Below are 23,002 nucleotides of genomic sequence, written 5' to 3' on the forward strand. Positions count from 1 at the left end.
CGCATCTCAACCGGTGTCTTTTACCCCTAAAGCATAGATAAGCCTGCTCTCCATACGCCAACAATGTTATATCCTGCGTCACCAGCCCTATCAGATCTGTGCCATTGCTGCAGAGGCTTAATCCCAAATCTGCTAGACTTGACTTGTACGTAAGTATTGTACAACTATGCTGAATAAATCTCATTCGGCCTCTCATGTGCGCCAAAACTTCTTCAAAGTTCTGGATGAGGTCACCCAAGATCGCAACGTCGTCCTAATTGAAAGACGAGATGCCCCAGACGTCGCCATCATCTCCGCCGATGAGCTAACCAGCATGATGGAAAGCCTCTACCTGCTGAGATCCCCCCATAATGCCCAAAGACTGTTTGACGGACTGGCCTGGTCAAAAACCCAAGATCAGAATCCACCTGGCGCAGAAGCTGCCGAACAAGCCATCGCCCAGTTGAGAGAAGAGATTGAGCAAGCGTAAATCCAACATATCGGATCAGCCCCTCACCGTCTTTCGACGATACGCCAATCTATCGCCTCAATTTCGAGAAGATCTCAAAGCTCTCGCTCAAACCGAACCTAAACTCTACGATCGCACCTGGGTGATCATTGATAATACCCTCGAAGATCCGTTTAAGGGCATTGGCAAGCCTGAACCCTTGAAGCATATCGGGAGTGATATTTGGTCTCGCCGCTTATCCCATGAGCATCGCATCGTCTATGTGGTCAGGGATGAGCGTATTGACTTTATCCAAGCCAAATATCATTACTGATGAATAGGGTCATATTGATGTGAGCACGATTTGAACATTCAGCCAATGCTAATGGATGGTGATAGACTCAACCACAATACGGCTCTGGCTTATCGGCCAAAATATATACCGTCGTTAGATCATTCCAGAGGCCCTGCTCCGTTTGCAGGGCTTCCAGTTCTGCATATAGTTCAGCTTTGATTTTTCCTAACTCTGTTGCGGAAAACCGGGATCGCCCATCACCAACAACCTTTGGAGCAGTAATAGAAGGATTCACCACAACGCTCTCCCAAATGGCTTTGGCTTGATCCAGAGTTGTGTAGCTGCCATGTTGCTCGGTATAAATCTCAACCGCCTCAAAACCAGCCTTTTCAAACAACTGCCGACATTGCTCAATCGAACCTAACCGATTGCTAGGCTCTAGTTCAAGACCATACTCAGCCAGCACTCTGCGTAACACCACAGCCCCAATATAGGCAGTGTCAGCAGGGGTATGAACGGCGATGCGCCCCCTGGGCTTGAGTAACTGATACCACAAACGCAATGTCGCGGCTTTATCCGTCATCCAAGGAAACGTATGGGCACAAAGGATAACGTCAAAATGATGGCTGGGATAGTCCAGGGCTTCAGCATCAGCCCGTTGAACCACAACGTTGCTCAGTCCTAACCGCTGAATTTTGCGCTGTGCTTGCTGCAGCATACCTGGAGAAATATCTACGCCAGTCACATGTCCTTGATCGCCAACTCGTTGGGCAGATGCGATCGCAAGGTAGCCGGTTCCTGTACCAATATCTAAAACCGTCTGACCAGCACCAATCCGCGCATATTCCAGCAGGCGGTCACAAATTTGAGGGTGCCACTGCCCCTGGTCATAACTTCGACTCCTACGATCATAAAAGTCTGCAACCCCTTGTTTAAATTTATCTAATGCAAGTGGTTTCACATTCAGTCATGATCTACAACTGCCCTCTAGCCTAACGGGAAGTCGAATCCTCAGCAGCACTTGGCGAATCAAAAGCGGTGCGCTGCAACATCTCACTTTGAAATATGAGAAGCCAAGCCAATCACAAAGAGGCATGCCCGCATCTTTCCAGTCGCTGATCTATCGTCAGAGACTCATTTCGGGGCATCCTCCAATCACAGTCAACACGGTGCAATACATCCTACTTGCGGTAAACCGTATACGGTCTATTCGGTGTAGTTTTACCCCATCTCTGCGGGTAATCTGCACCAGATTTTTTGAGGTGGGTCTGTGAGAATGAAATCACTGAAGTACAGGACCTTCGATGAAACAACCCTCCTTGTTTAAGCTGTTTCAAGACGCCTTTCGCCAAGGCCTTCGTCATCCAAAATATCGTTGGGCTCTGATCGCTGGCACCTTGTTTTATCTGGTCAGCCCGCTAGATCTTGCCCCTGACGTATTACCTATCGCAGGTTGGATTGATGACGGTGTACTCGTAACCTTCCTGATTTCTGAAGTCTGTCAGCTGATGTTGGAAAACAAGAAAAACAGCACCTCAGAAGAAACCGTTGCAGCCACGATTGATATTGAAGCCAACCCCGTTGTTTAGTCGCCCCACCCGTCCCAACTTGCAGCACCGGAGAATTTTACAGATGGAAATGAATAACAAAGCCCCCATGAACGCCACATTTTCTCAAATTAAAACTGAAAGCGGGACCCGCAGCCAGCGGATTGCCAAGATCCTCAAAGAGGCCTTTACGCAAACGTCAGCAGAATTGAAAGAAGGGTATACCATTGTCCGTCCTCTCGCTGCTGAAATGTCGGCCACGGTCGCTGCAGACTTGCAAGAAAAGCGCCATCAAGCCTCTAGTAATTTCCAAGAGGCTTGGGGTAAAGAAACGGACTCAAAATCAACCTGGGAACGTCTGCAAAGCGTCTTCCAAATGATGGCCAACGTGATTCAAAAGACCCTCACGCCTCCCCTGCAAAAACAGGCCACTCGCGTCGATACGAAATTCACTGACCAGTATGGTGACTCCTACACATCTATGAAGCACGGACTCCAGTCTCTGAAGAACTGGTACGTCAATGCCACGGATGCTGCCGACCCTGCTGATTCATCCACCCAGCCCGTTCCTCATGACACCGTGACGGTGGATGTGGTCGCCTCCCCTGTAGAGGCTCCAGTTCAGTAAAGCTGTGGGCATGGATTCAGCCCCAAGTCGCTCACTACACTTCCCCCTCCAGATCTTGAACGGCCTAACTCTGCCGCTAGGATAGAGTTAAGCCTCCCCTCAAGTCTGGAGGGATTTTCTATAATTTCACCGCTGCAAGTTATGTCGTCCCAGACGCAAGCCTATTCTTTAAAAGAGTTATTGGATATGGCGATTGTGATCGCAACCCAATCCCACATAAACCAAATCGATAAAGCGGGCCAGCCCTACATTGATCATCCCCTGCGAGTGATGACAGCGGGCCAGACCCTACCGGAGAAAATCGTGGGCGTACTCCATGATGCCGTGGAAGACTCGGACTTAACCCTGGCAGAACTAGCAGAGTCCGGATTTCCTAAGGAGATTTTGGCCGCCATTGATGCCATTACCAAGCGCGACCATGAATCTTATGACACCTACTTAGAACGCGTGATGGCAAATGCGATCGCACTGCGAGTCAAGATTGCCGACATGACGGACAACATGGACATCAGCCGCATTGCTCATCCCACAGCGAAAGACTGGACTCGACTGGAAAAGTATAAAGCCATCCTGCCGCGCTTACAGCAGCGATTAAAAGACAGCACTCATCCCAGGAATTAAGACGGCGTAAAGATTGGCAAAGCCAGTTGCTTCCCCTTCCATCGCGACCAACAATGGAGTTGAACCTTGCAGAGAGCTGTGTCTTGTTAAAGTTATTCCGTGTCTCGATGGCGTTGAGTCGAAAAGCTGGCTTATGGGTCGGCCTCATACTGATGTGGTTGGGGGTGAATCTTGCCCCGGCCTGGGCTGCCTCTCCTGGGGACGGAGCTGTGCTGTTTGAAACCTACTGTGCAGGCTGTCATCCCAAAGGCGGCAATATTATCCGTCGTCGCAAAACTTTAAAACTGAAATCTTTACAGCGAGACGGCTACGACACCCTAGCCCCCGTCATCAACCTGATTACCCAGGGACAAAACAATATGCCGGGGTTTGCAGACCAGCTCAATGATACGCAAATCGAAACGGTAGCCCAGTTCGTTCTAGAACAAGCGAGCAACAATTGGAAATAACCCCCTAGAATCAGGAGCAGACGCTTGGACACCATCAAAATAGCCACTCCAGCAGATGCCGAAAATTGTCTGGCGACCCTTACCTTGGCATTCTGCAATGATCCAGCGATTCGGTGGATGTTCCCACAGCCCTCGCAATATGCGCAAGGTTTACCCCTATTTGCTCAAGCATTTGGAGGTGCGGCCTTTCAGCAGGCCACCGCGTTTTATACAGTAGGCTTTGAAGCAGTGGCCCTGTGGCTCCCCCCAAACACTCAGCCCGATGAAGCAGCCCTGATGGCATTAATTCAGCAAGGCGTTGAGGAAAGCAAACAGCCCGCCCTTGCCTCTATTTTAGAACAGCTCAGCGGGCACCATCCTCAAGAGCTCCATTGGCATTTAGCGATGATCGGCACCGATCCTATCTGTCAGGGACAGGGCTATGGTTCTGCATTGCTGGCTCACACTCTCGCGACCTGCGATCAGCAGAGAAATTTAGTGTATCTAGAAGCCACCAATGATCGTAATGTCGCTCTTTATCAAAAACATGGTTTTGAAGTTTTGGGTACTGTTCAAGCCGAGAACTCACCAACGCTCTATCCCATGCTTCGGCACCCGCAATAACCTCTATAATTAATCTTCCCCCTAGCCAGGAGTGTTATCATGCCTACCCTTGGTGTCAATATCGATCATGTGGCGACGATTCGCCAAGCCCGTCGCACTGTGGAACCGGATCCCGTCGCGGCAGCCGTATTAGCTGAATTAGCGGGAGCCGATGGTATAACAGTCCATTTACGAGAAGATCGGCGGCATATTCAGGATCGAGATGTCGAGGTACTGCGGAAAACGGTTCGTACCCATTTGAATTTGGAAATGGCGGCGACAGCAGAAATGGTTGAAATCGCACTTCGTATCCAACCGGATTATGTCACCCTAGTGCCGGAAAAGCGGGAGGAAGTGACCACGGAAGGAGGGCTAGATGTCATTGGTCAGCAAACCCATATGGCGGATGTGGTCCAGACCTTACAAGCCGCTAATATTCCCGTCAGTCTGTTTATTGATGCTGATGCTGCCCAGATTGAAGCAGCCGCTCAGGTGCAGGCCAAGTTTATTGAACTGCATACGGGGACTTACGCTGAAGCCAAGGGTGAGGCCCAGCAGACCCAGGAGTTGGACGTGTTGAAACAGGGATGTGATCGCGCCGCTGCATTAGGGCTACGAGTCAATGCAGGACATGGTTTGACCTATTGGAATACCTATCCTGTGGCCTGTCTACCGGGGATGGAAGAACTGAATATTGGCCACACGATTATTAGTCGGTCGGTGTTGGTGGGTTTGGAACGAGCCGTGCGGGAAATGAAGGACGTGATTGCGGGTCGAGGTTAGGTTTGCAGCAGTTGCTGAGCGGAGGTAATCAGCTGCTGCGTTTTTCCGATATCCAATTGGCCTTGGTGGTTCAGGGGAACGGCAACATCTGGAGAAAGCCTGCGGCGATAAGAGGAAGCTGGTGATTGAGGTACTGGGCATAGGTGAGGACCACCTCTAGCCGCTCCTATTCACGAATAAAGCCTCTCTCCCCGAACTTAGGAGCTGGAGATGCCGTCCAACCGCTCAATTAAATACAAAATCTCCGCCGCATCATCGTAATAGAGAGCATCATGATCTGCTAGAGATCGATCACGGTTACCCCCGAGAATGGCAACAACTGTCGGAATCAGCTGTTTGATGGAGTCCGATACATCTGGATGATTGACCAGTTCACCGAGCTGCGCCTGAATTTCATCCACTTGTTCTTGAGCCATGAGCCCCAGAACCTGATCGACCAATTTACCGCCCCCATACTGTGCATACCCCCCCTGCTGTCGATAGGCCAGATAGGCATCACGAGCCTGCAGCCATGCCGAGTGAGCCGCTCCTGGATTCCCGGTTGCCGCTTCGATGTCGTGCAGAATGGCGAAAGCTGTCCACGACTGAGCAGCATGACCAAATTGGCGATCACACTCGATCGCCCGCTGAATCTCTGTCCGGGCTGCATCGTACCGCTGTAGCTTGCATAAAGTATCGGCAATGTTGTTGCGGGCAAAACCTTCATAGCGCAAGTCTCCCAACTCCACATAAATATCAGCCGCCTGTCGGTAAAACGTGACCGCCTCTTCCGGACGATTCCAAGTGTTATAAAGATTCCCCAACTCGGTCAAACTATTGGCCTGCCCTGCCCGATTGTGGATCTGAGTCTTAATTTCCAAGGACTTCCGGTATGCTGATTCTGCCTGCCCGTAATGCCCTGCGTTCTTATGCACCCTGCCCATCTGGTGCCAGATGGAGGCGACTGGACTCGGTTCATTCTGCTGGACAAAGATATCCCGCGCTTCTTTATAGGCTGAGATCGCATCCTCATATCGCCCCTGCATCCTCATCACCGTCGCCAGATTTCCCTTCCCCACAGCAACTTGTCGTACATCTTTCATTTTCTCAGACCGTCTAATACTTTCCTCATAGGTATCAGCCGCTTCATCCAGCTGTCCTAAGTCCGTGAGGCAATCTGCCTGCCTCGTCAAGGACTTAGCAGCCATCCGTTCCCCCTGTTCTCCCAACGCCTCGAACAACTTCTGAGTGGTGCGAAGCAGCTCCAACGCTAGGGCTGCCTGTCCCCCTTTCACCAAAACCTGACCGAGCATAGAATGTGCCACCGCCAAATGATAATCAGCACCGCTGTAGGCATTGGCTCCAGCCTCCTTGGCCTGCTCCAGTAATGTCTGCGCCCGCTCATAGGCTGTCTGCAACTGTCCGTCCTGAAGCAGCCGCTCAATCACCAGCTGCTCATTTTCAAACCGAACATGGCCCCAATTCGGGATTGCTGCCGCCGCCCGTTCCCGCAGCACCACCGCCCGCGCCAGCGCCTGGGGGCGACCCAGCTCTGCCAGCAGGTGCTCAATGCTGCCAGCCATAGCGGCAATCGCTTCCGCCCTCGACGCATCTGCCGTCAACTGCTCTGCCAACCAATCCAGCAGCATCATTAGATTGGGGAGTTCCAGCAGCGTTAACCGAAAGGCCAATCTGGCGTCTTTAGACCGCTGCTGGTATAGATAATCCACCAGTTGCACCATTGCCTCAGCCCAGGTCTCTGTCAGCGCCGCCAACTGCTCCGACCCTTGCCCCAACTTCAGATAAGCAGGCAACGCTGGATCCAAGCGCAGATAGCTATACTCCTGCGCCTCCGCCATCCCCACCCCAATCAGCTGCTCCGCCACTGCATCCGCCGCATCAGCTTCAATTCCCATTACCTGCGACAAAATGAACCGATTCCCACCCCCATGCAACACCGCCAGCCGATTCACCCGCTCCCGCGTCTCCTCCGGCAACCGCCGCAACGACAGCTCCACACTCGCATACAGGGAATTCTCCCGGTCTCCCCGATTCTGCGATTCCAACTTCGCCATTAGCTTCGCCAAGTTCTCCGTTGTTGCCCGCACCCCATGGGCCACTTCTCGTGCCAACAAAACCAGCGCCCGGGGATGACAATTCACCGTCTCCACCAGCTCTTTGATCTCCTCCGGTGTCGTCGCATTATCCGTCTCTGGCGGCATCCACCCCTCCCGAGCCATCACCTGCTCCACCAACTGAGTCGCCTCGCCCTGACTCAACCGTCCCAACTCCACGGTATTTCCGCCCACATCAAATGGCTTTGGCAATCGCTCCCGGCTAGTAAACACTACCCGACATCGCGGATCTGCCTTCAACAACCGCTGACACAGCTCCAACAGCTCCGTCACATCTGCTACCCCGGCGGGGTTATTCCCTTCAGCATCCGGTAGCACTGACTCCATATTGTCCAGTAAAATTACCGTCGGGAAATCCTGCAATGCCCGTACCACGGGCTGCAATGCTTTGTCTAAATCGTCCCCATACTGGGCCACAGTATACTTTGGCACCAACTGCTGCCCAATCGCATCCAGTACTCCCGAAACATCCTGGACATTCTGCGGTTCCACGCTTACAAATGCCGCCCGCTGCCACCGACCTGACCGCACCAGCCATCGACACAATTCCACCGCCAGGGCCGTCTTGCCCATGCCGCCACTGCCCTTGATCACTACATAGTTTTCTTGGGCCAGCAATCGCTCAACATATAGCAGATGCCGACTCCGCCCCACAAACTGATGGGCTGGAGGTTCTGGCAACCGTCCCAACTGTAGCTCTCGTCGTTCACCCAATTTCCGGAGTGCATCTTCCCCTTGCTTTTCCGTAAATAACTGGGGGTCATCTGCATCTTGATAGAGAACGGGTACAAACCAGTCCTGTAACTTCAAATCCCCTGCCCCCATCACCTTGAACCGAAAGGGATTGTTGTACAGGGCCATCTGCCCCGCCAGCATGGCATCCCCAATCCGTTTCCCCTCTGCCAAGCTTTTGTAGAACTGCTCTACAAATTTCTGGGCCGTGACCACCAGTACGGAGTGGGTCATGGCCACCACCGACCCCACGCCCTGTTCTAATAACTTTGCGGCCACTGACGCTTGCGGATCGGCTGTCGATTGGGCTGTCTGACAGGCCTCCAGAATAATCAGCGGTACGCCATACTCCCGCAATGCGGCGGCCAGTTTATCAGCATGGACGAGATCCAATAATCGTTGGCCTAACTTTTGACTGTCTTGCGGATCTTCAAAACACAAGGCTCCTAATCCCACTCTGCGGTCATAGACCCCATGACCATCAAAATGGACTATTTCATAGGGGTCTTTTTCGTCAATACCTCGCTGCAAAGCTTCCTGCAAAGCCGCAAAGGTAGGCGGTTCTAAGATATCCACCTTGACCAGGGCTTCTCCCAGGTTTTCCACAGCTTGGATTAATGGAATGGCACTGGCCCGATGGTCTAGATACCCCACAGAATTCCCTTCTGAGTCCTTTTCAGGCCGGGGGCTAATCAATAAAACTCGTATTGGTAAATCCGCTTCAATGATTCGCGTTACCTTCCGTTTCGGCAACCGACGCCGCACTCGAACCCCGTTATTCCCTTCGGAAAGATAGCCCGTGCCATCATGCAGAATCTCCCAAGGGAGGGCTAGTAGGTCACTAGCCGATTCCTGAAACTGAGCGACTTTATCATCCTCAGACCCTTCCTTGGGTTCAGAATCAACCCGCACCGAAAAACGGCGACTACCGCTGGCGCGACGCCATGCTTCTAATGGCTCACGGGCTGACTCTCCTGCCAATGCAGCTTTGTACAGATCCTGTCCCCACTGGGGTAGGTTATCTTCTGTCTTGATGGCTCGGTCCTTAAAAACCCCAGATGGCCAGCGGAAATAGCTTTCGATATACCAGCGAATATCATCTAGTTCCAAGGGTCCGATTGGAGCAGTAAACCGATAACGCCGACTGGTGATGGCACCGCTATTATTGGCTGGGACATAGATAAGTTCAGCCGTTGCTTCAGCCCGACGCTTGCCATTTTCTTCAGAAATGCATGGATCAATCAGCTCAAGAATCAACTCCTCAACTGGCTCAACTTCAATGGTGATTCCCGTTTTCCAGTCCGTGGGGAGTTGCTTACCCAAAGCAGCAAAGATCTGAGGCAAGGCATCATCAAAACCAGTGGGGGTGTCTTGAATAAAAATGTAAGCCAGCTCATCAGGGAACAACAGCTTGAGAATTCCAGGCTGCACCCCTGGCAAAACCACTGGAATCACTTTGTAATCGGCTTTCTCTTTGGCAATCTCCAGCGCTAGCCTGACTTCGCGTTGCACCCAATCCGAACTCAGGGCATCAATACTGAGTACCACCAAAAAGCAGCGAGCATCGCGAATGCTGGCTTCGATCTCCGCGTTGAGGTCATCTCCACCAGTCAACTGCCGTGAGTCAACCCAAGGTGTGTGACCATAGAGTTCTAGAACTTTCCTGAGCTTGGCGACCGTATCATCATTCTTAGTAGAGTGAGAAATAAAGATATGCTCTGCCATCCAGTTGTCTCGCGAAAAAATCCTCTTAATACCTATCAGCCCCTCAGCTCATAAATACGCACATCAGACCTTAGGCGTTGAGTTTCCAAATCACCGATCTTCGATTGACCCATGATTTGCCCCATAGCAATCATTTGGCAAGAGTCGCTAACCGATTGGAAAGCTGTGGGGTTAACGAGATGGCAACTCCCGTCGCTATTATGGGGCACCTGCAATTCACCCAATTCCAAAGCCAACACTCCTCTTTAGGCTTGTTCCTACCCACCAATCGGCAAGAACTATACTGGACCTAATTACTCTCTAAACGTTGATCCATGTAGTACTCAGTTAAAATTCCAGGCTTAGGAATATCGCGAAAATGACCGTCCAAATTCTGCGAAAAAAATTCACGATAGGACAGTATCACCAGATGATTGAGTCTGGCATTTTGACTGACCGGGACCATGTAGAACTTATTCAGGGAGAAATCATTGAAAAGTCGCCCGTTGACAGACACCATGCCGCCTGCGTCGATCGACTGACTGAGCTATTAGTCTTAAAGCTATTCCGCAAAGCGTTGATTCGAGTCCAAAGCCCCATTCTCCTGAGTGATAACTCCGAACCACAGCCGGATCTTTCTATCCTGCAACGGAGAGAAGACTTTTATCATGCAGGACATCCCACACCTAACAATATTTTTGCCCTGGTAGAAGTGTCCGATAGCACCATCGAGTTTGACCGGGATGTGAAGGTTCCTATCTACGCTCAAGAACAAATTCCTGAGATTTGGCTAGTTAACCTCAACAATACCCAGATTGAGCGCTATCATCAGCCCATTGCGAACACCTATCAACACCGGCAAATCTTTAATCTAGAAGAAACGCTTAACTTTCAAGCCTTCCCTGATGTACCTATCGAGGTACATCAAATCTTCAGATAGGAGTAGATGAGTTCCATCCACCCCATCCCACTGCTTTATGGGGCCTACACGTTGGGGCATAAATGGCATCGTCAAAGATGAAATGCTGAGCTGAACAGACTTGATAGAATGACTGGCAAATAACACCTGTCCCTTACCCCAAGCACCAGAAATTGATTCATTGCCATAGAGCAGTTCTCGATCACGGTGTTTGCCCTGAACCAAACCACGAACCCCACTCATGAGACATTAGCGCTGTGCAAAATACATCCATCTATGCAACAGCGTTATTATCTTCTCAGGCAACCTGGAACTTTTATGGTGATAGCATCTCAGCAGAAACCCCATAGATTATGCCCCATATCCCTTCCCTAACCCAGGTGCAATTAGAAATTCTCCGTCTTGCGAAAGAGAATGATGGTGAAGCGCTTCAACTAGCCTTTGAGTCCCCCGTCATGGGTCAAGGGGAACCCCCTAGCCATCACCCTCCTTTAATGCAGGAGATGATTGATCTAGGTCTGCTCGAAGTGCAATCCAGTCGGGTCTATTGCGATACGTCTCGCTTTCAAAGAGATTGCTGGTTTGAATACTGCGCCAATTTAGAGTTGCCATCCATCTATGCTTGGGAATTATGGCGACAAGAATTTATTGAGAACCAGGAAGGTTCAACCACACTGATTACGCCTGGAGAGGAATTTGAAGACTTTAGCTATGTGTGGGTACAAAAAATGATATTTCGGGCCGTTCAACCCGGCTAACCCTGGGATTAAAATGTAGGGCAACAACATTGCAGAGGGAGATTCAATGCGCCGTAACCCCGCCCATTTCTATCTCACTGGGGCACTAGCTGCTGTCCTCCTCAGCATGAGATCAGGGAATCGTAAACCTTCCACCCTTGGCAATGGCCGCCCCAAATCCTCATTACTCAGCAGCTATTTCTCGCCTAGAACAAGAAGATGTCCCAGGAGCAATGAGCGCACTGAATCAAGCGCTCCAGCTAAACCCCTCTTTGGCAGAAGCCTACACGCTCAGAGGAATTCTTTTGATGAGCAAGAAGCAATTTCAGCCAGCATCTGATGATTTTGCTCAAGTGACTCGGCTGCAGCCCAACAGCGTAGAAGCTCATATCCATCTTGCCCAAAGTCAAATGGCTTTCAAAGATTTTCAAGGAGCATTACAATCCGCAACCACCGCTAATCACCTGGATCCGCAGAACCAAGCAGCAGCTCTCTTGGTACAAATGATTCCCCATCTAGCTCAACCATCCCCATAGTTCAACCTTTTCCAGTCAAGACCAAGCTTGGCACTATCATTCTTACCAGGCTGAAATATTCTGGAGCCTTGGGCATTTCGGGGAGGCCCACTCTAGCATCTTGATTCTTAAAGAGATACCTGAACTTTCCTGAACAAATCGGGATTTTATCTGCTGAGTCATTCCGCGATAGTGGGGTCAAGTTAAACAACTCACTTCACTTAACAAGGAATCCAACGATGATGAAATTTCAAAGCGCTCCTACCAAAGCTCTACTGAGTGCAGGTCTATTTTCTTTTTGCCTAGTGACCACTACCACGCAAAAAGCGATGGCTAAAACTGCCTCTCTCCCAGATCCCTTGACGACCGTGGCGACTGCTCCCTCTTTGAAGCAAACACTCCCCTTAGACATGAGTATTAAGCCTGAACCTTATGAAGCTGAACAGCAATTGCAGCAAGAGGTTGTGTTCCTTAGTCCTTTTCGATGGTATCGAAGGTTCCGTCGTATTTTTGGGTAAATCTTTTAGGGACAACTTGCCGTAAGAGAACGCATACATTTGCATTCTCTTACAGCAAGTTGCGATAGTACTCTAGATAAAGAGTGAATGTTTGCCCCTAATATTTCAAGCTCAACCTAGAAGCGTTCACTCACCCTTAACGATTCTGGAATGACCTTTAGTGAGATTAATGTAATGGGCAAAAAGCTCTTTAGTCCTGGTGAAATTGTTGAAGAAAGCGGCCAATATCCTGTGGTTGGTCCTAGAGGTGGAGACAAAGGCTACGAAGTGGCGGCTGTCAAAGGTGAACCCTTTCCATCTCTGCCTGAGAAGGGATGGGGATTTGATGCACCTCGTTTAACCCAACCCAGCGAGAGCAATTCCAGCACAGCGATTGTTGAATATACCCCCCCCGAACTCCCGAATCATCGTCCTATTGTTGCCGGGAATCTGGCTTTAGTCCCCTCCGAGACCTTACCCGGTGGCCGTCCTATTCTAGTCGGCACCCGTCAGGTGATTAGCTTTGAGAATTTACCGCAGCATCGTCCCGTCTTTCAAAGTGAGTTGAACATAGTAGCGATGCATGGCAACCGTCCGGTGATTAGCTTAGATTCATCCCTCACGCCCTCCGCTTCTTTACCTGGCAATCGCCCTATTGCCGAGAACAGTTCTTCCCCAAGCGGGACATTGATGGGTTACTTGGATTAATGGCGTGTCTGATTGGACGTCCGCAGTCACGCTAGCAGACTGGTCTCTCAACACATTACCCATGCTAACGAGAGAGGCCATCTTAATATCTGGCATCGCTCTGGCATTCATTCACACTCTCTAAAAAACCATTTGAAATCAGTTATTAATTGTCGCCTTCCCTTTCAGCTGCCCTGCAGATCAGTAAGATAGATAGGATCTGAGTTAGCCGTTCCTGTATGTTGCTGTCCCTGCGCATCGAAAATTTTGCCCTGATCGACACCTTAGATCTGACCTTTACGGATGGATTGAACGTGCTGACGGGAGAAACCGGAGCCGGGAAGTCTATCTTGCTGGATGCCATCGACTTGATCTTAGGAGGCAAAGCTCTCAGCTCCATGCTACGCACAGGGGAATCTCGCACCTTACTAGAAGCCAGTTTTAGTCTCACCCCCAACCTCAATACTTGGCTTGCAGACACCGACATTGATCCCTTAGATGACTTGCTAGTGTGCAGTCGCGAAATTTCGACTCAAAACACCTTACGTAGCCGCTTCCGGGTCAACGGCGTCGTCGTTAACAAACAGCAGGTTGCTCAACTCCGTGAACAACTGATCGAAGTTACCGCCCAAGGACAGGCCGTGCAGCTCGGTCGGGCCGATCGTCAGCGTCAGTGCTTAGATGGCTTTGGGGGAGAGCCGCTTCTCAAACAGCGGCAGCAAGTAACGAAGGCTTTTGCCCGCTGGCAAAACATCACCACAGAACTCAATACCTTCCGCCAAAACGAGCAGCAGCGCCTTCAGAATATTGATCTGCTCCGGTATCAACTGCAAGAGTTAGATGCGGCCAATCTGTCTGACCCCAACGAGCAAACGAATCTAGAACAAGAACTGCAACGTCTAAGCCATAGCGTTGAACTCGAACAACAAAGCTATCAGGTGTATCAGCTCCTCTATGAACAGGACCAGGGCGACGCCTGTGGCGACTTACTGGGCCAAGCTGAATCAGTCTTAATAGATATGAGCCAGTACGATTCGCAGTTAGAGCCCATCCTCGAACTAGTACAGCAGGCCCTGACCCAGGTGCAAGAAGCTGGCTCACTCATCAATGCCTACGGCAATACGGTTGAAACGGATCCTGAACAGCTTCAATCTGTAGAAGCCCGGCTGATGGAGCTAAAACAGATTTGTCGCAAGTATGGGCCGAGTTTAGAAGATGCGATCGCACATCACCAAACCATTCAATCCCAATATGCAGACCTGACAGGCGAAGGCCAATCCTTAGAAGAGCTAGAGCAGACCGCAGCCGAGTATAAAGCTAAGCTCCAGCAAGCCTGTGCCAAGTTAACCGCCCTGCGCCAAAAAGCAGCCCAACAGTTAGAATCCCGCATCTTGCAGGAACTCAAGCCCCTCGCCTTAGATAAGGTGCAATTTCAGGTGGGATTACAGTCCATCTCTCCTACCCAACATGGCGCGGATCAAATCCAGTTTCTCTTTAGCGCCAACCCCGGTGAAGCCCTACAGCCCCTATCTGAATCCGCCTCAGGGGGTGAAATGAGTCGGTTCTTATTGGCTCTTAAAGCCTGTTTTTCCCAAGGAGAAGGCGTGGGCACCCTGATTTTTGATGAAATTGACGCTGGGGTCTCAGGACATGTGGCCCAGGCCATTGCCACTAAGCTATACCACCTCAGCCAGAACCATCAGGTGCTCTGCGTTACTCACCAACCCATGATTGCTGCCATGGCCGATGCCCATTTTCAGGTGCAAAAACAGGTGGTCATGCAGGGCGCAAAATCAGCCCGCACCAAAACCGCTGAGCGGACAGTGGTACAGGTCACTTCCTTAGATGACCAACAGCGACGACAAGAATTAGCAGAAATAGCTGGGGGCCAAACTACTCAGCAGGCCCTTACTTTCGTGGATTCACTCTTGCAGCAGGCGGGACAAGTACGCCAAAGCTATGCCAACGGCAAAACCGCAACCCAGTCGAAAAAAGCCAAAAAACGGGCTGTTAACTCTGCTTAGTTCTGTATCAGGGGCCTAGACGCTCGTAACGAAAGTGCCCCATCTGTAACGGCTATGAGTCTTTATGCCTGCATTCAGGGCACTTTAAAGATACGAACCCGCTGCCAATTTTTACGTGTAACTTTCCCCCGCTAAGCCCAAAGAAAACACTCTTTTGGGTTTACAAATCGACCGATGTTTTCACTATCTTCTGTCGCTGAATCTTCATGGTCTCTGAACGATTGTCACAAGCCATACAGGCTTTGGAGCATCATCCTCAACATCTTCGTATTCGCAAGTTACTGTATTTTGTTGGTCATCAGCATTGGCCTAGCGATCTCATCTCGCAAGACCTGATGCAGCTCGATGTCTTGGTCCCTATCTTGCTAAATCAGGTAACCACCGCTCAAGATTTAGGCCATTTGTTATCTGAGAGAGCCGCCAAGCTCAATAAATCCAAAACCTATCTACCCATTGCTGACACGATTAGCCAAATTTTGGCTCCCCTCTGTCAGTCCACTCCCGTCCTGCCAGACTATGGGGTACCAGACGCACTCAACCCATCTCCCATCGGGGCAGGAGCAATCTACAGCCTCTTTGACCTAAAAGCAGCCTTAATGCAGTCCACCAACCCGCTGAAAGCCAAAATTCTGATCTTTTCGGCCCTCTACCATCCCTTTAGTTTCAGGCGTCAAGATTGGTTGAACTTAAAGCAGCGCTCTTTAGATAAATTACTGCAAACCTTATTCACCACCTATCCCAGCTTTGCGGCCCTTGAGCAGAAATTGATGCAAACCGCCGATCAGCTAGAAGCCCTCGATCAGAGTCAACAAGTGGTTCATGCCTTACTGCGGGCAGTCCTCCCCCAATACCGGGGTCAATCCCTAGCCACGTTGGAGAAACCAGAGCCAAACGTCATCGACGACTTAGAGATAGAAGATGATATGCTCACTTGCCAATTAGTGCCCCAGGTCTCCTAAGGAATATGAAAGCGAAAGCACTACTTCAACAATATGCCAACAATGTCTTTGACTTTAGTGGTCAAACTCTAGCAGGGTTAGATCTCGCTGGGGCCGACTTAATTGGCATTAATCTATCGGCAGCAGACCTACGCAATACAAATTTGAGTTTGGCCTACTTGAATCGCGTGGATCTGCAAACAAGCAATCTAACTCAGAGCAATTTGAGCGGGGCTACCTTAACTCAAGCCAACTTAAGCCAAGCGAACCTCACGGATGCAGCATTGCATGGGGCGAATCTACAACGGGCGGTTCTTTTCAAAGCAGATCTGACCTTAGCAGATCTAACGGATGCCAATCTGATGGAAGCCGATCTGCGAGAAGTAACCCTCCGCAGTACCAACCTGACAGGGGCTTGTTTGCGCAGTGCCAACCTGCGAGAAGAAAATCGCAACTGTGCGGATCTTAGAGGAGCCGTACTCGATGGGGTCGATCTGCAAGGAGCTAATTTGCGTGGCGCCGATCTAAGCAAAGTCAGCTTGCAAGGGGCGAATCTCCGCAATGCAAATTTACGAGCAGCGAATTTAGCCGGGGCCGATCTTCAAGGCGCAAATCTGGAGCAAGCCTTACTTATTGAGGCCAATCTCCAACAAGCGAATCTCAGTCACGCCACCTTAGCCGATGCCAAGCTGGAACGAGTCAATCTGCAAATGGCTCAGCTTGTCAATAGTGATTTAAGCGATTGCACTTTGGTAGAAAGTGAACTGAGTCAAGCCAATTTGCAGGGCGCAACCCTCTATCGCAGTCGGCTGAATCGGGCCAATCTCAGTCGGGCAAACTTGACAGAGGTCAACCTACAAGAAGCATTTCTGATTCAAGCATTTTTAGCCAGAACCGATCTCACAGATGCCAATCTCCAAGGGGCGAATCTAACCCGTTCAGATTGGAGTAGTGCAATTTTAACCAGAACAGTTTTAACGGGAGCGACACTACCCGACGGAACAGTATGCATGAGTCAAACTTGACCCTCGTCTCATCTATTCCACTTCCAAGCTGACGTTGTTAACATCGGCACGGGAAAACCGTCTTTGGGATGATAGTCTGCACACAAAGTATTCCATTCATCAACTATGTCTCCCATAGAACAAGACGAAGTACGAGAGCAACGGATCACCATGGAGATTGTGGTCGATGCCTATACTGCTGAAGAACAGGCCCTAGGCTGGTACTACTACCTGGAGAGAACCTTACAATTTCCGTTTATGGCAACCTACATGATGCAACGACGTGGCGCGGCGGAAAAAGAAGCGAAGCCTGTGAAGGTTATTGCCATGGCGGATGAAGAAGAGTGTGAGCATGAAATGTTTGTGGAGGTGGAGTGGGACGGTGATGTCTTGCCTATCCCGCTAGAGGAATTGACTTTCACAAGTGGAGACAGTCAACAGAGTGAAGAGATGGCTGCCAAAACGCAAGAAGCGATTGAAGATTGGCATTACTGGGTGCACCAAGGCAATACATTTTAGGAATGAAGTGCTGAAGGCCCCAATCCTACACACCTCTAAGCGAAAATATAGCTGAGCTTATTCTTCCATAATCAATTGAAGAAACCCAGTGTACATCTATTTGTCCATACTATTTGAGGCTTCACCAGCGTTAGGTTTGAGGAGTTGATGCAACATTCATAGCCTGATCAACTTGGTTATATAGGCGAGTTAGATCAGAGTTATTATCAATCACGACTGTAGCCCGGTGAGCTTTTTCAATTACAGGCATTTGGCTAGCAATTCTGGTTTTCGCTTGTGATCTAGAAATCGAGTCCCGTCGCATCAACCGCTGACACTGCTGCTCATCCGTACAAACCACCACCCAAATTTCTGTAGCTAAATCCGTCATTTTTGCTTCAAACAGCAATGGCACCACTGCCACCACTATCGGATCCGTGAGTTGTCGTTGAGCAGCCAGAATTTGCTCTCGCACATAAGGATGAATTTGGCCTTCCAGCCAAGTGCGTTCAGACTCATCATTAAAGACAATATTACCTAGCTGTTTCCGATCCAGATTGCCGTCTGCTAGCAGAATCTCTGCGCCATAGCGTTGGGCAATACTGGCTAATGCTACCGACCCCGGTTTCACAGCATCACGGGCATAGATATCGGCATCCAAGATAGGTAGCTTATATTGCGACTCTAGATAAGCTGCAACGCTGGACTTACCCGTCGCAATCCCTCCCGTCAACCCAATGATTCGTCGAGCCATTTTTTTCGCTTTGCCAACAGACTGCTTGCTAGATCTTAGCCCCCCACTTTAGGCGTTGATTAGGTCCTAGTACAAAACCAGACCCCATTGAAAAATTCATCCCTCGGTTTGCTCGCTACAACACATTGATGGTGGAGATGCTTGCAGTTGCGATCGCAACTGCCAATGTCGATATTGCCATGGGTGGAATGGATGCAGGTGCAGCCATTGAAACCGTCGATGAGGTGACTACGGCAAATACACCGACTAAAGTGGCAGAAGCCATCCAAATGGCCCATACAACCCGCTGCATTTAGAGTTGCCTTATAGGTCAAGGGTAAAAGGTCTATTCTTCTCCTAGGGACAATGGATATCGCGACGCTATGGGAAGCTATATTTGCCAATTTCGGCGTTGCTTTATTGATAATTCTCGATGCAGGTCGAGCCTTGAAGTAGCTATCGATATATTTGGCCATGGATAAGAGTTTAATAGAAAGCCATTTAACCATCGACCACATAGATCATAGTTCTGCAGTTCACCCCCAATCAGTCTCGGCTTAACTACTCACTTCACCATACCGATAGACAATGGACATCAGAAAATACACACCAATGACACCAACGAGACCTTGCCAATACTGCTTAAGTCTCCAACAGGGCAGCGTATTTGCCGATTTTGATATTGATGATAATGGGTACGTGTCTCTTGTTCGAATATCTTTTGATGGTTACGGTTGCTGCGGCCTTGAAGACGCGACGCGAAAAATGGATGCAGAATCTTCCCGAAAACTGATCGAATGGGTTGAGTCAAATAATGTCAGCCAAGATGCCATGCGTGCAGTGCTCAAAAAATACTTCAATGAGAACAAAGACGTAATTTGGGAGGATGCTTTAGCAGATTATGCATTGTTGTAAGCTTGTTCATCACTGAATAGAATGATTGTTGAAAAGCTAGCCAATTTCTGTTCGGCTACCCCCAATATCGAGAACACTACTTAAGAAACTGATGAATCCAAACCAAGAGATGGGCTAGATCGATTGCCTCATCTAACCTGGTAGGAGGATACAGACTATACAGAACATGCTCTCTCTATGTTGCAACGGATCTCTCCATTTCTAAACTGGAGCGTAGAAAGTGACCTTACCCTACTTGATAGAGATGCAGTTCCACTCGCCCTATGAACTGGTGAATCATGACCACTTTGACGCCGAAAACCCACCTAGCCCTACTCCTTATGAGCTTTCTTACATGGGGATTTTTCGTTCTCTTAGGCTTACCTGACTATTACCAAAGCTGGCCTTTCTCCGCCAAAGTTGCCGCCTGTATCGCAGTCACGATTCTCTACATTCCATTGGCCCCCTTCATCTTGAAGCGAATGGACAACAAGCAGTATGTCAAGAACTCCTTCTGGCTAGCCCTCTATTTAACCGTGCCACTGTTTATCTATGACTATGTGTTTATCGTCTTACTTGGCGGCGACAATATGACTTTTATCTTTCGATATTGGTATCTCTCTGTCTTTTACTTCTCTTTCTGGGTTCAGTTTCCATTGACCGCTCGGTTCATCATGAATGAGCCAACAGAAAGCCTTTAAAAGCAATTGAGATATATCGGTGGCATTCTGTAACTTCACCGAGTGAAGTGTGTGACTGCACTCTTATGAGTTGTATAGACCTACTTACTCAGGACAGAACATCTTTATGGATCACGACTTTTTGAGTGAGATCACTCGTGATGGTGAGGATGGCATCATCACCATCGAATATGAAGGACATACAATTGACATCAGGCTCATATCCGATGGTCAACCTTTCGGCATGGCTTTGCAACTGGCTACCGAGATTATCGAACAACTGCCTGAATATGATGTTGTCGCCAAGAACATTATCGTCAACGACCTTTGTGACATCTACAACAACGGTTGGAATGAATACGACGAAGTACAAGCAGATGGCTCTCTGAAGTCAGTGAGCCATCCACCATTAACTACAACCGAGTTTGAGCAGAAATTCTTTTTGGCGGGAGTCAATATTACTGGCAATACTGTAGTCGAACTGTTTTATGACAATTCGGGGCTATTCTGGGGGCATGCTGTATTGGTTCAGTCTTTGAACGGTAGTGACTTCAACACGGCACGCGCCGAATTACTCGGATAACAGGGACATTTCAGTATTGTGAAGTGCTGCAACCCTAAACACTACAGCGAGTTACTTGTGGTGTAAGTGAGTTGAGATAGCAGTCTCAACCCACGTATTCAAACTCACACCATCCACCTGAGCTCGAATGACAGCTTGACGATGGAGTTCAGGGGAAATTCTTAAATTGAAGCGGCCAGAGCAAGGTTTATCTGGATCTTTGCCCATCCGTTGGCAATCCGCCAAATAATCTTCAATGACATTGTGGAAAGAGGCTTCTAGTTCATCCACTGTTTGTCCATCAAAAGCGATCACATCCTGAGTCCCAACCACGCGGCCAAAGAAGATTCGATCTTCAGGATCAAACTGAATAACAGCTTCATATCCTTTATATTTCATCAGTTATTCCCGCTTTGAGTAGAAAATCACGCACCGCCTGAACCTGGTAGCGCTTTAACTCATTCCCTGGATGTGGGGAATGAATATTTAAGGACATCTGGTTGAGTTCAAAGCGAACCCGAGAACCGCTTCCACTAATGACTTTTCCCCCCAATCCTTGAATGAGACTAACTACATCAGCCCACAATATATTTTTACGAATAGGTGTAAAGAATAAGGCTCTTAGAATTTTTTTTTGCTTATTGTTCATATCCACACAAAACCGTTGAAATTTCAGATCCACCAACTTCGATAGACCAGTAATTTGTGGGGCTATGTACAGACCAGCAGTCAATATTTATAGTACTTTTTTTTAGTACTATTAGTCAAGTTAATAACCTAACGATCTATCGACTGAGTGGTAGTCCAAGCAGCAAATAAGCAGGCAGCCTGTAACCCACTTCACCATTCTTTTACGAGTAAAGGAGTATTCTAAGTGTAGGTGAGACCGTTTGCTGGAAAAATCGACTGATGAGAAAGCAATATCGCCATGAACCCTTTTTATTCAGGCTATTACACCGAAAATGAGCTGAGAGGCTTTGGTTTTAAATCCGTTGGCCAGAACGTCAAAATAGCCAAGAACTGTACTATCGTTGGCATTGAAAATATCGCGATCGGTGACAACGTCCGCATTGATGCCTATTGTTCCATCTTTGCCCATCAGGAAGGCTGGGTTACCTTAGGCTCCTTTATTCATATTGGCGGCTATTGTCTACTGTCTGCTGGAGACGGTATTCGCATGGATGACTTTAGCGGCCTCTCTCAAGGGGTCCATCTTTATAGCAGAACCGATGACTATACGGGTAAATTCTTAACCAATCCCACCGTCCCCAAGAAATACACCGGCATCATAGGAGGAACCGTCGCCCTGGGCCGACATGCCATCATTGGTTCCAGTTCTGTTGTTCTGCCCAATGTTCAGATTGGCGATGGCACTGCTGTGGGAGCCCTGTCTTTAGTCACCAAAAGCTTAGATCCTTGGGGCGTGTATTTTGGTAGCCCTGCCAAAAAACTGAAAAACAGATCGAAACGGCTACTGAACTTAGAAACAGAGTTAACGGCAGAACTGGCAAAGCCCACCGATAGCTTACCCATCTCCCTCTCGGCCATTGGCTAAAGGATGCAGCCGCAGAAACTCAATAACGGCGGGGTTGAAATGCTCCGCCTCCACTAAGAATGGCCAATGGTTTCCTGGCAGCCGTTCGACTTGAAGCTGGTTGAGATAGGTCTGGTAGGTTTTTAAGTTGCTTGCGCGGCGATTAATCCCCTGCTCCGGTTGTACCAGCAGCGTGGGGATATCGATGGGCGCAGTTAAACCAGAGACAGCAACGGATTCCTGAAAGATCTCATTCCGGGCAGGCACTGTAAACTTGCTACCCCAACTGCCGTCGGCTTTTTGCTCAATCCCCTCAGTAAACACCTGTTGCTGCAGGGAACTCCAGCCTTGAAATTGATTAAGGGTTCGCGCTTTTGCTTCCGCCACTGCGTAACTGGAGAACGGTCCCATACCTTGCAAAAAGGGCAACACTTTATAGAGCAACGGAAATGTAAAATTCACAAATCCCGGCATCTTGTTGATGTAAAACGGATCCACCAACACCATGCTGGCTAAACGTTGCGGCGCAGCAGTGGCCCAGATGGGTAGAAGTTTAGCGGTCCAGGAATGAGCAATCCCGTGAACCTGGGACCAGCCCAAGTGATCTAAAAGCGCTTCCAAGTCACCGATTAATTCGGTAAACGTATATCCTTGCGTCGGTTTATCACTCTCTCCATGGCCTCGCATATCTAACGCCACCAGATGATAGCGATCGCCCAATGCGATCGCAAGATCAGACCACACCCGAGCATGATCCCCCAACCCATGCAGGAGCAGCACAGGCTCAGGGCCTGTAAACCATTCCAAGTAAGAAAGCTGAATATGGGGGAGGATTAGGGTCTTCCGAATGGGTTCCATAGGCTCAATCATCCCTAAGAATGGGGGGCTTTGTCTATCG

29 protein-coding genes are annotated in these 23,002 nt (G+C 49.3%); 23 read left to right on the forward strand and 6 right to left on the reverse strand.

All coding sequences use genetic code 11. The features are described from left to right. The first annotated feature begins 166 nt into the window (after positions 1-166). Complete coding sequence (locus AM1_RS12440; RefSeq protein WP_012163197.1) at positions 167-469, forward strand: type II toxin-antitoxin system Phd/YefM family antitoxin; 303 nt, start codon at positions 167-169, stop codon at positions 467-469. Further along, on the forward strand, positions 456-761 hold the full coding sequence (locus AM1_RS12445) for a Txe/YoeB family addiction module toxin (RefSeq protein WP_012163198.1): 306 nt from the start codon (positions 456-458) through the stop codon (positions 759-761). Before AM1_RS12440 ends, AM1_RS12445 begins: the two co-directional genes overlap by 14 nt. Before the next feature lie 67 nt (positions 762-828). Here the strand turns inward: AM1_RS12445 and AM1_RS12450 are convergent, their stop codons facing one another. Continuing rightward, complete coding sequence (locus AM1_RS12450) at positions 829-1,683, reverse strand: class I SAM-dependent methyltransferase (RefSeq protein WP_012163199.1); 855 nt, start codon at positions 1,681-1,683, stop codon at positions 829-831. A 343-nt stretch (positions 1,684-2,026) separates the two neighbouring features. Here AM1_RS12450 and AM1_RS12455 point away from each other — a divergent pair, with 343 nt between their 5' ends. From AM1_RS12455 to AM1_RS12480, 6 genes are all read left to right on the forward strand, one after another. Further along, positions 2,027-2,311, forward strand: coding sequence for a YkvA family protein (locus AM1_RS12455; protein ID WP_010473193.1), 285 nt, complete (start codon positions 2,027-2,029; stop codon positions 2,309-2,311). Between the two features lie 67 nt (positions 2,312-2,378). Beyond that, positions 2,379-2,897 carry a hypothetical protein gene (locus AM1_RS12460; RefSeq protein WP_238549239.1) on the forward strand — a complete coding sequence of 173 codons (519 nt, stop codon included), beginning with the start codon at positions 2,379-2,381 and terminating at the stop codon, positions 2,895-2,897. A 141-nt stretch (positions 2,898-3,038) separates the two neighbouring features. After that, entirely contained in the window at positions 3,039-3,518 is a 480-nt protein-coding gene (locus tag AM1_RS12465; RefSeq protein WP_012163202.1) for a hypothetical protein, read from the forward strand. 53 nt (positions 3,519-3,571) lie between these two features. Then, positions 3,572-3,967 carry a c-type cytochrome gene (locus AM1_RS12470; protein WP_238549240.1) on the forward strand — a complete coding sequence of 132 codons (396 nt, stop codon included), beginning with the start codon at positions 3,572-3,574 and terminating at the stop codon, positions 3,965-3,967. 24 nt (positions 3,968-3,991) lie between these two features. Then, positions 3,992-4,570 carry a GNAT family N-acetyltransferase gene (locus AM1_RS12475; RefSeq protein ID WP_012163204.1) on the forward strand — a complete coding sequence of 193 codons (579 nt, stop codon included), beginning with the start codon at positions 3,992-3,994 and terminating at the stop codon, positions 4,568-4,570. A 39-nt stretch (positions 4,571-4,609) separates the two neighbouring features. Then, positions 4,610-5,332 carry a pyridoxine 5'-phosphate synthase gene (locus AM1_RS12480; protein WP_012163205.1) on the forward strand — a complete coding sequence of 241 codons (723 nt, stop codon included), beginning with the start codon at positions 4,610-4,612 and terminating at the stop codon, positions 5,330-5,332. 197 nt (positions 5,333-5,529) lie between these two features. Here the strand turns inward: AM1_RS12480 and AM1_RS12485 are convergent, their stop codons facing one another. Beyond that, positions 5,530-9,903: a tetratricopeptide repeat protein gene (locus tag AM1_RS12485; protein WP_012163206.1), complete on the reverse strand. Its 4,374-nt coding sequence runs from the start codon at positions 9,901-9,903 to the stop codon at positions 5,530-5,532. A 77-nt stretch (positions 9,904-9,980) separates the two neighbouring features. Between AM1_RS12485 and AM1_RS40995 the strand changes: the two genes are divergently transcribed. The 10 genes from AM1_RS40995 to AM1_RS12530 all read left to right on the forward strand — a co-directional run bounded on the left by AM1_RS40995 (position 9,981) and on the right by AM1_RS12530 (position 17,722). Continuing rightward, a complete protein-coding gene (locus AM1_RS40995; protein WP_012163207.1) occupies positions 9,981-10,196 on the forward strand; it encodes a hypothetical protein in 216 nt (71 codons plus the stop codon). 65 nt (positions 10,197-10,261) lie between these two features. Further along, entirely contained in the window at positions 10,262-10,822 is a 561-nt protein-coding gene (locus tag AM1_RS12490; RefSeq protein WP_012163208.1) for a Uma2 family endonuclease, read from the forward strand. 332 nt (positions 10,823-11,154) lie between these two features. Beyond that, positions 11,155-11,559 carry a hypothetical protein gene (locus AM1_RS12495; RefSeq protein ID WP_012163209.1) on the forward strand — a complete coding sequence of 135 codons (405 nt, stop codon included), beginning with the start codon at positions 11,155-11,157 and terminating at the stop codon, positions 11,557-11,559. A 143-nt stretch (positions 11,560-11,702) separates the two neighbouring features. Further along, the gene (locus tag AM1_RS12500; RefSeq protein WP_012163210.1) at positions 11,703-12,074 is read left to right on the forward strand and encodes a tetratricopeptide repeat protein; all 372 of its coding nucleotides are present in this window, start codon (positions 11,703-11,705) and stop codon (positions 12,072-12,074) included. Positions 12,075-12,292: 218 nt separating this feature from the next. Next, positions 12,293-12,571: a hypothetical protein gene (locus AM1_RS12505; protein ID WP_012163211.1), complete on the forward strand. Its 279-nt coding sequence runs from the start codon at positions 12,293-12,295 to the stop codon at positions 12,569-12,571. Positions 12,572-12,721: 150 nt separating this feature from the next. Further along, complete coding sequence (locus tag AM1_RS39825) at positions 12,722-13,258, forward strand: hypothetical protein (protein ID WP_148215735.1); 537 nt, start codon at positions 12,722-12,724, stop codon at positions 13,256-13,258. Between the two features lie 218 nt (positions 13,259-13,476). Then, positions 13,477-15,261 carry a DNA repair protein RecN gene (gene recN, locus AM1_RS12515; RefSeq protein ID WP_012163213.1) on the forward strand — a complete coding sequence of 595 codons (1,785 nt, stop codon included), beginning with the start codon at positions 13,477-13,479 and terminating at the stop codon, positions 15,259-15,261. A gap of 206 nt (positions 15,262-15,467) precedes the next feature. Then, positions 15,468-16,220, forward strand: a complete 753-nt coding sequence (locus AM1_RS12520; protein ID WP_012163214.1) for a hypothetical protein — start codon at positions 15,468-15,470, stop codon at positions 16,218-16,220. Positions 16,221-16,225: 5 nt separating this feature from the next. Beyond that, positions 16,226-17,224: a pentapeptide repeat-containing protein gene (locus tag AM1_RS12525; RefSeq protein ID WP_041659763.1), complete on the forward strand. Its 999-nt coding sequence runs from the start codon at positions 16,226-16,228 to the stop codon at positions 17,222-17,224. A gap of 105 nt (positions 17,225-17,329) precedes the next feature. Beyond that, the gene (locus AM1_RS12530; protein ID WP_012163216.1) at positions 17,330-17,722 is read left to right on the forward strand and encodes a calcium-binding protein; all 393 of its coding nucleotides are present in this window, start codon (positions 17,330-17,332) and stop codon (positions 17,720-17,722) included. 130 nt (positions 17,723-17,852) lie between these two features. Here the strand turns inward: AM1_RS12530 and coaE are convergent, their stop codons facing one another. Beyond that, a complete protein-coding gene (gene coaE, locus AM1_RS12535; protein WP_012163217.1) occupies positions 17,853-18,455 on the reverse strand; it encodes a dephospho-CoA kinase in 603 nt (200 codons plus the stop codon). A 128-nt stretch (positions 18,456-18,583) separates the two neighbouring features. On the opposite strand from coaE, the gene AM1_RS42160 reads away from it, so the two are divergent. The 4 genes from AM1_RS42160 (at position 18,584) to AM1_RS12550 (ending at position 20,591) form a co-directional block, all read left to right on the forward strand. Then, entirely contained in the window at positions 18,584-18,751 is a 168-nt protein-coding gene (locus AM1_RS42160) for a hypothetical protein (protein WP_187152935.1), read from the forward strand. A gap of 271 nt (positions 18,752-19,022) precedes the next feature. Then, on the forward strand, positions 19,023-19,349 hold the full coding sequence (locus tag AM1_RS12540) for a hypothetical protein (RefSeq protein ID WP_238549241.1): 327 nt from the start codon (positions 19,023-19,025) through the stop codon (positions 19,347-19,349). Between the two features lie 320 nt (positions 19,350-19,669). Next, positions 19,670-20,029, forward strand: a complete 360-nt coding sequence (locus AM1_RS12545) for a hypothetical protein (RefSeq protein WP_238549242.1) — start codon at positions 19,670-19,672, stop codon at positions 20,027-20,029. A gap of 106 nt (positions 20,030-20,135) precedes the next feature. After that, positions 20,136-20,591, forward strand: coding sequence for a DUF2262 domain-containing protein (locus AM1_RS12550; protein ID WP_012163221.1), 456 nt, complete (start codon positions 20,136-20,138; stop codon positions 20,589-20,591). Between the two features lie 51 nt (positions 20,592-20,642). Here the strand turns inward: AM1_RS12550 and AM1_RS12555 are convergent, their stop codons facing one another. Continuing rightward, entirely contained in the window at positions 20,643-20,969 is a 327-nt protein-coding gene (locus AM1_RS12555; RefSeq protein WP_012163222.1) for a type II toxin-antitoxin system HicB family antitoxin, read from the reverse strand. Further along, positions 20,959-21,219 (reverse strand): type II toxin-antitoxin system HicA family toxin, encoded by a 261-nt coding sequence (locus AM1_RS12560; RefSeq protein ID WP_012163223.1) that lies wholly within the window; start codon positions 21,217-21,219, stop codon positions 20,959-20,961. The genes AM1_RS12555 and AM1_RS12560 overlap by 11 nt, the downstream gene beginning before the upstream one ends. Positions 21,220-21,498: 279 nt before the next feature. Between AM1_RS12560 and AM1_RS12565 the strand changes: the two genes are divergently transcribed. Further along, positions 21,499-22,125 (forward strand): acyltransferase, encoded by a 627-nt coding sequence (locus tag AM1_RS12565; RefSeq protein WP_012163224.1) that lies wholly within the window; start codon positions 21,499-21,501, stop codon positions 22,123-22,125. Here the strand turns inward: AM1_RS12565 and AM1_RS12570 are convergent. Beyond that, positions 22,096-22,962: an alpha/beta fold hydrolase gene (locus tag AM1_RS12570; protein ID WP_012163225.1), complete on the reverse strand. Its 867-nt coding sequence runs from the start codon at positions 22,960-22,962 to the stop codon at positions 22,096-22,098. The two genes, AM1_RS12565 and AM1_RS12570, sit on opposite strands and share 30 nt — an antisense overlap. Positions 22,963-23,002 lie beyond the last annotated feature (40 nt).

The sequence above is a fragment of the Acaryochloris marina MBIC11017 genome, assembly GCF_000018105.1.
Taxonomy (GTDB): Bacteria; Cyanobacteriota; Cyanobacteriia; order Thermosynechococcales; family Thermosynechococcaceae; genus Acaryochloris; species Acaryochloris marina.

Excerpts from the sequence above, each read along its gene's own strand:
- AM1_RS12440 (WP_012163197.1), top strand. The coding sequence starts at position 167 with ATGCTGAATAAATCTCATTCGGCCTCTCATGTGCGCCAAAACTTCTTC.
- AM1_RS12455 (WP_010473193.1), top strand. The coding sequence starts at position 2,027 with ATGAAACAACCCTCCTTGTTTAAGCTGTTTCAAGACGCCTTTCGCCAA.
- AM1_RS12460 (WP_238549239.1), top strand. The coding sequence starts at position 2,379 with ATGAACGCCACATTTTCTCAAATTAAAACTGAAAGCGGGACCCGCAGC.
- AM1_RS12465 (WP_012163202.1), top strand. The coding sequence starts at position 3,039 with ATGTCGTCCCAGACGCAAGCCTATTCTTTAAAAGAGTTATTGGATATG.
- AM1_RS12470 (WP_238549240.1), top strand. The coding sequence starts at position 3,572 with ATGGAGTTGAACCTTGCAGAGAGCTGTGTCTTGTTAAAGTTATTCCGT.
- AM1_RS12480 (WP_012163205.1), top strand. The coding sequence starts at position 4,610 with ATGCCTACCCTTGGTGTCAATATCGATCATGTGGCGACGATTCGCCAA.
- AM1_RS12485 (WP_012163206.1), bottom strand. The coding sequence starts at position 9,903 with ATGGCAGAGCATATCTTTATTTCTCACTCTACTAAGAATGATGATACG.
- AM1_RS12490 (WP_012163208.1), top strand. The coding sequence starts at position 10,262 with ATGACCGTCCAAATTCTGCGAAAAAAATTCACGATAGGACAGTATCAC.
- AM1_RS12495 (WP_012163209.1), top strand. The coding sequence starts at position 11,155 with ATGCCCCATATCCCTTCCCTAACCCAGGTGCAATTAGAAATTCTCCGT.
- AM1_RS12500 (WP_012163210.1), top strand. The coding sequence starts at position 11,703 with ATGGCCGCCCCAAATCCTCATTACTCAGCAGCTATTTCTCGCCTAGAA.
- AM1_RS12505 (WP_012163211.1), top strand. The coding sequence starts at position 12,293 with ATGATGAAATTTCAAAGCGCTCCTACCAAAGCTCTACTGAGTGCAGGT.
- AM1_RS39825 (WP_148215735.1), top strand. The coding sequence starts at position 12,722 with ATGACCTTTAGTGAGATTAATGTAATGGGCAAAAAGCTCTTTAGTCCT.
- recN (WP_012163213.1), top strand. The coding sequence starts at position 13,477 with ATGTTGCTGTCCCTGCGCATCGAAAATTTTGCCCTGATCGACACCTTA.
- AM1_RS12520 (WP_012163214.1), top strand. The coding sequence starts at position 15,468 with ATGGTCTCTGAACGATTGTCACAAGCCATACAGGCTTTGGAGCATCAT.
- AM1_RS12525 (WP_041659763.1), top strand. The coding sequence starts at position 16,226 with ATGAAAGCGAAAGCACTACTTCAACAATATGCCAACAATGTCTTTGAC.
- AM1_RS12530 (WP_012163216.1), top strand. The coding sequence starts at position 17,330 with ATGTCTCCCATAGAACAAGACGAAGTACGAGAGCAACGGATCACCATG.
- coaE (WP_012163217.1), bottom strand. The coding sequence starts at position 18,455 with ATGGCTCGACGAATCATTGGGTTGACGGGAGGGATTGCGACGGGTAAG.
- AM1_RS42160 (WP_187152935.1), top strand. The coding sequence starts at position 18,584 with ATGGTGGAGATGCTTGCAGTTGCGATCGCAACTGCCAATGTCGATATT.
- AM1_RS12540 (WP_238549241.1), top strand. The coding sequence starts at position 19,023 with ATGGACATCAGAAAATACACACCAATGACACCAACGAGACCTTGCCAA.
- AM1_RS12545 (WP_238549242.1), top strand. The coding sequence starts at position 19,670 with ATGAGCTTTCTTACATGGGGATTTTTCGTTCTCTTAGGCTTACCTGAC.
- AM1_RS12550 (WP_012163221.1), top strand. The coding sequence starts at position 20,136 with ATGGATCACGACTTTTTGAGTGAGATCACTCGTGATGGTGAGGATGGC.
- AM1_RS12555 (WP_012163222.1), bottom strand. The coding sequence starts at position 20,969 with ATGAAATATAAAGGATATGAAGCTGTTATTCAGTTTGATCCTGAAGAT.
- AM1_RS12560 (WP_012163223.1), bottom strand. The coding sequence starts at position 21,219 with ATGAACAATAAGCAAAAAAAAATTCTAAGAGCCTTATTCTTTACACCT.
- AM1_RS12565 (WP_012163224.1), top strand. The coding sequence starts at position 21,499 with ATGAACCCTTTTTATTCAGGCTATTACACCGAAAATGAGCTGAGAGGC.
- AM1_RS12570 (WP_012163225.1), bottom strand. The coding sequence starts at position 22,962 with ATGGAACCCATTCGGAAGACCCTAATCCTCCCCCATATTCAGCTTTCT.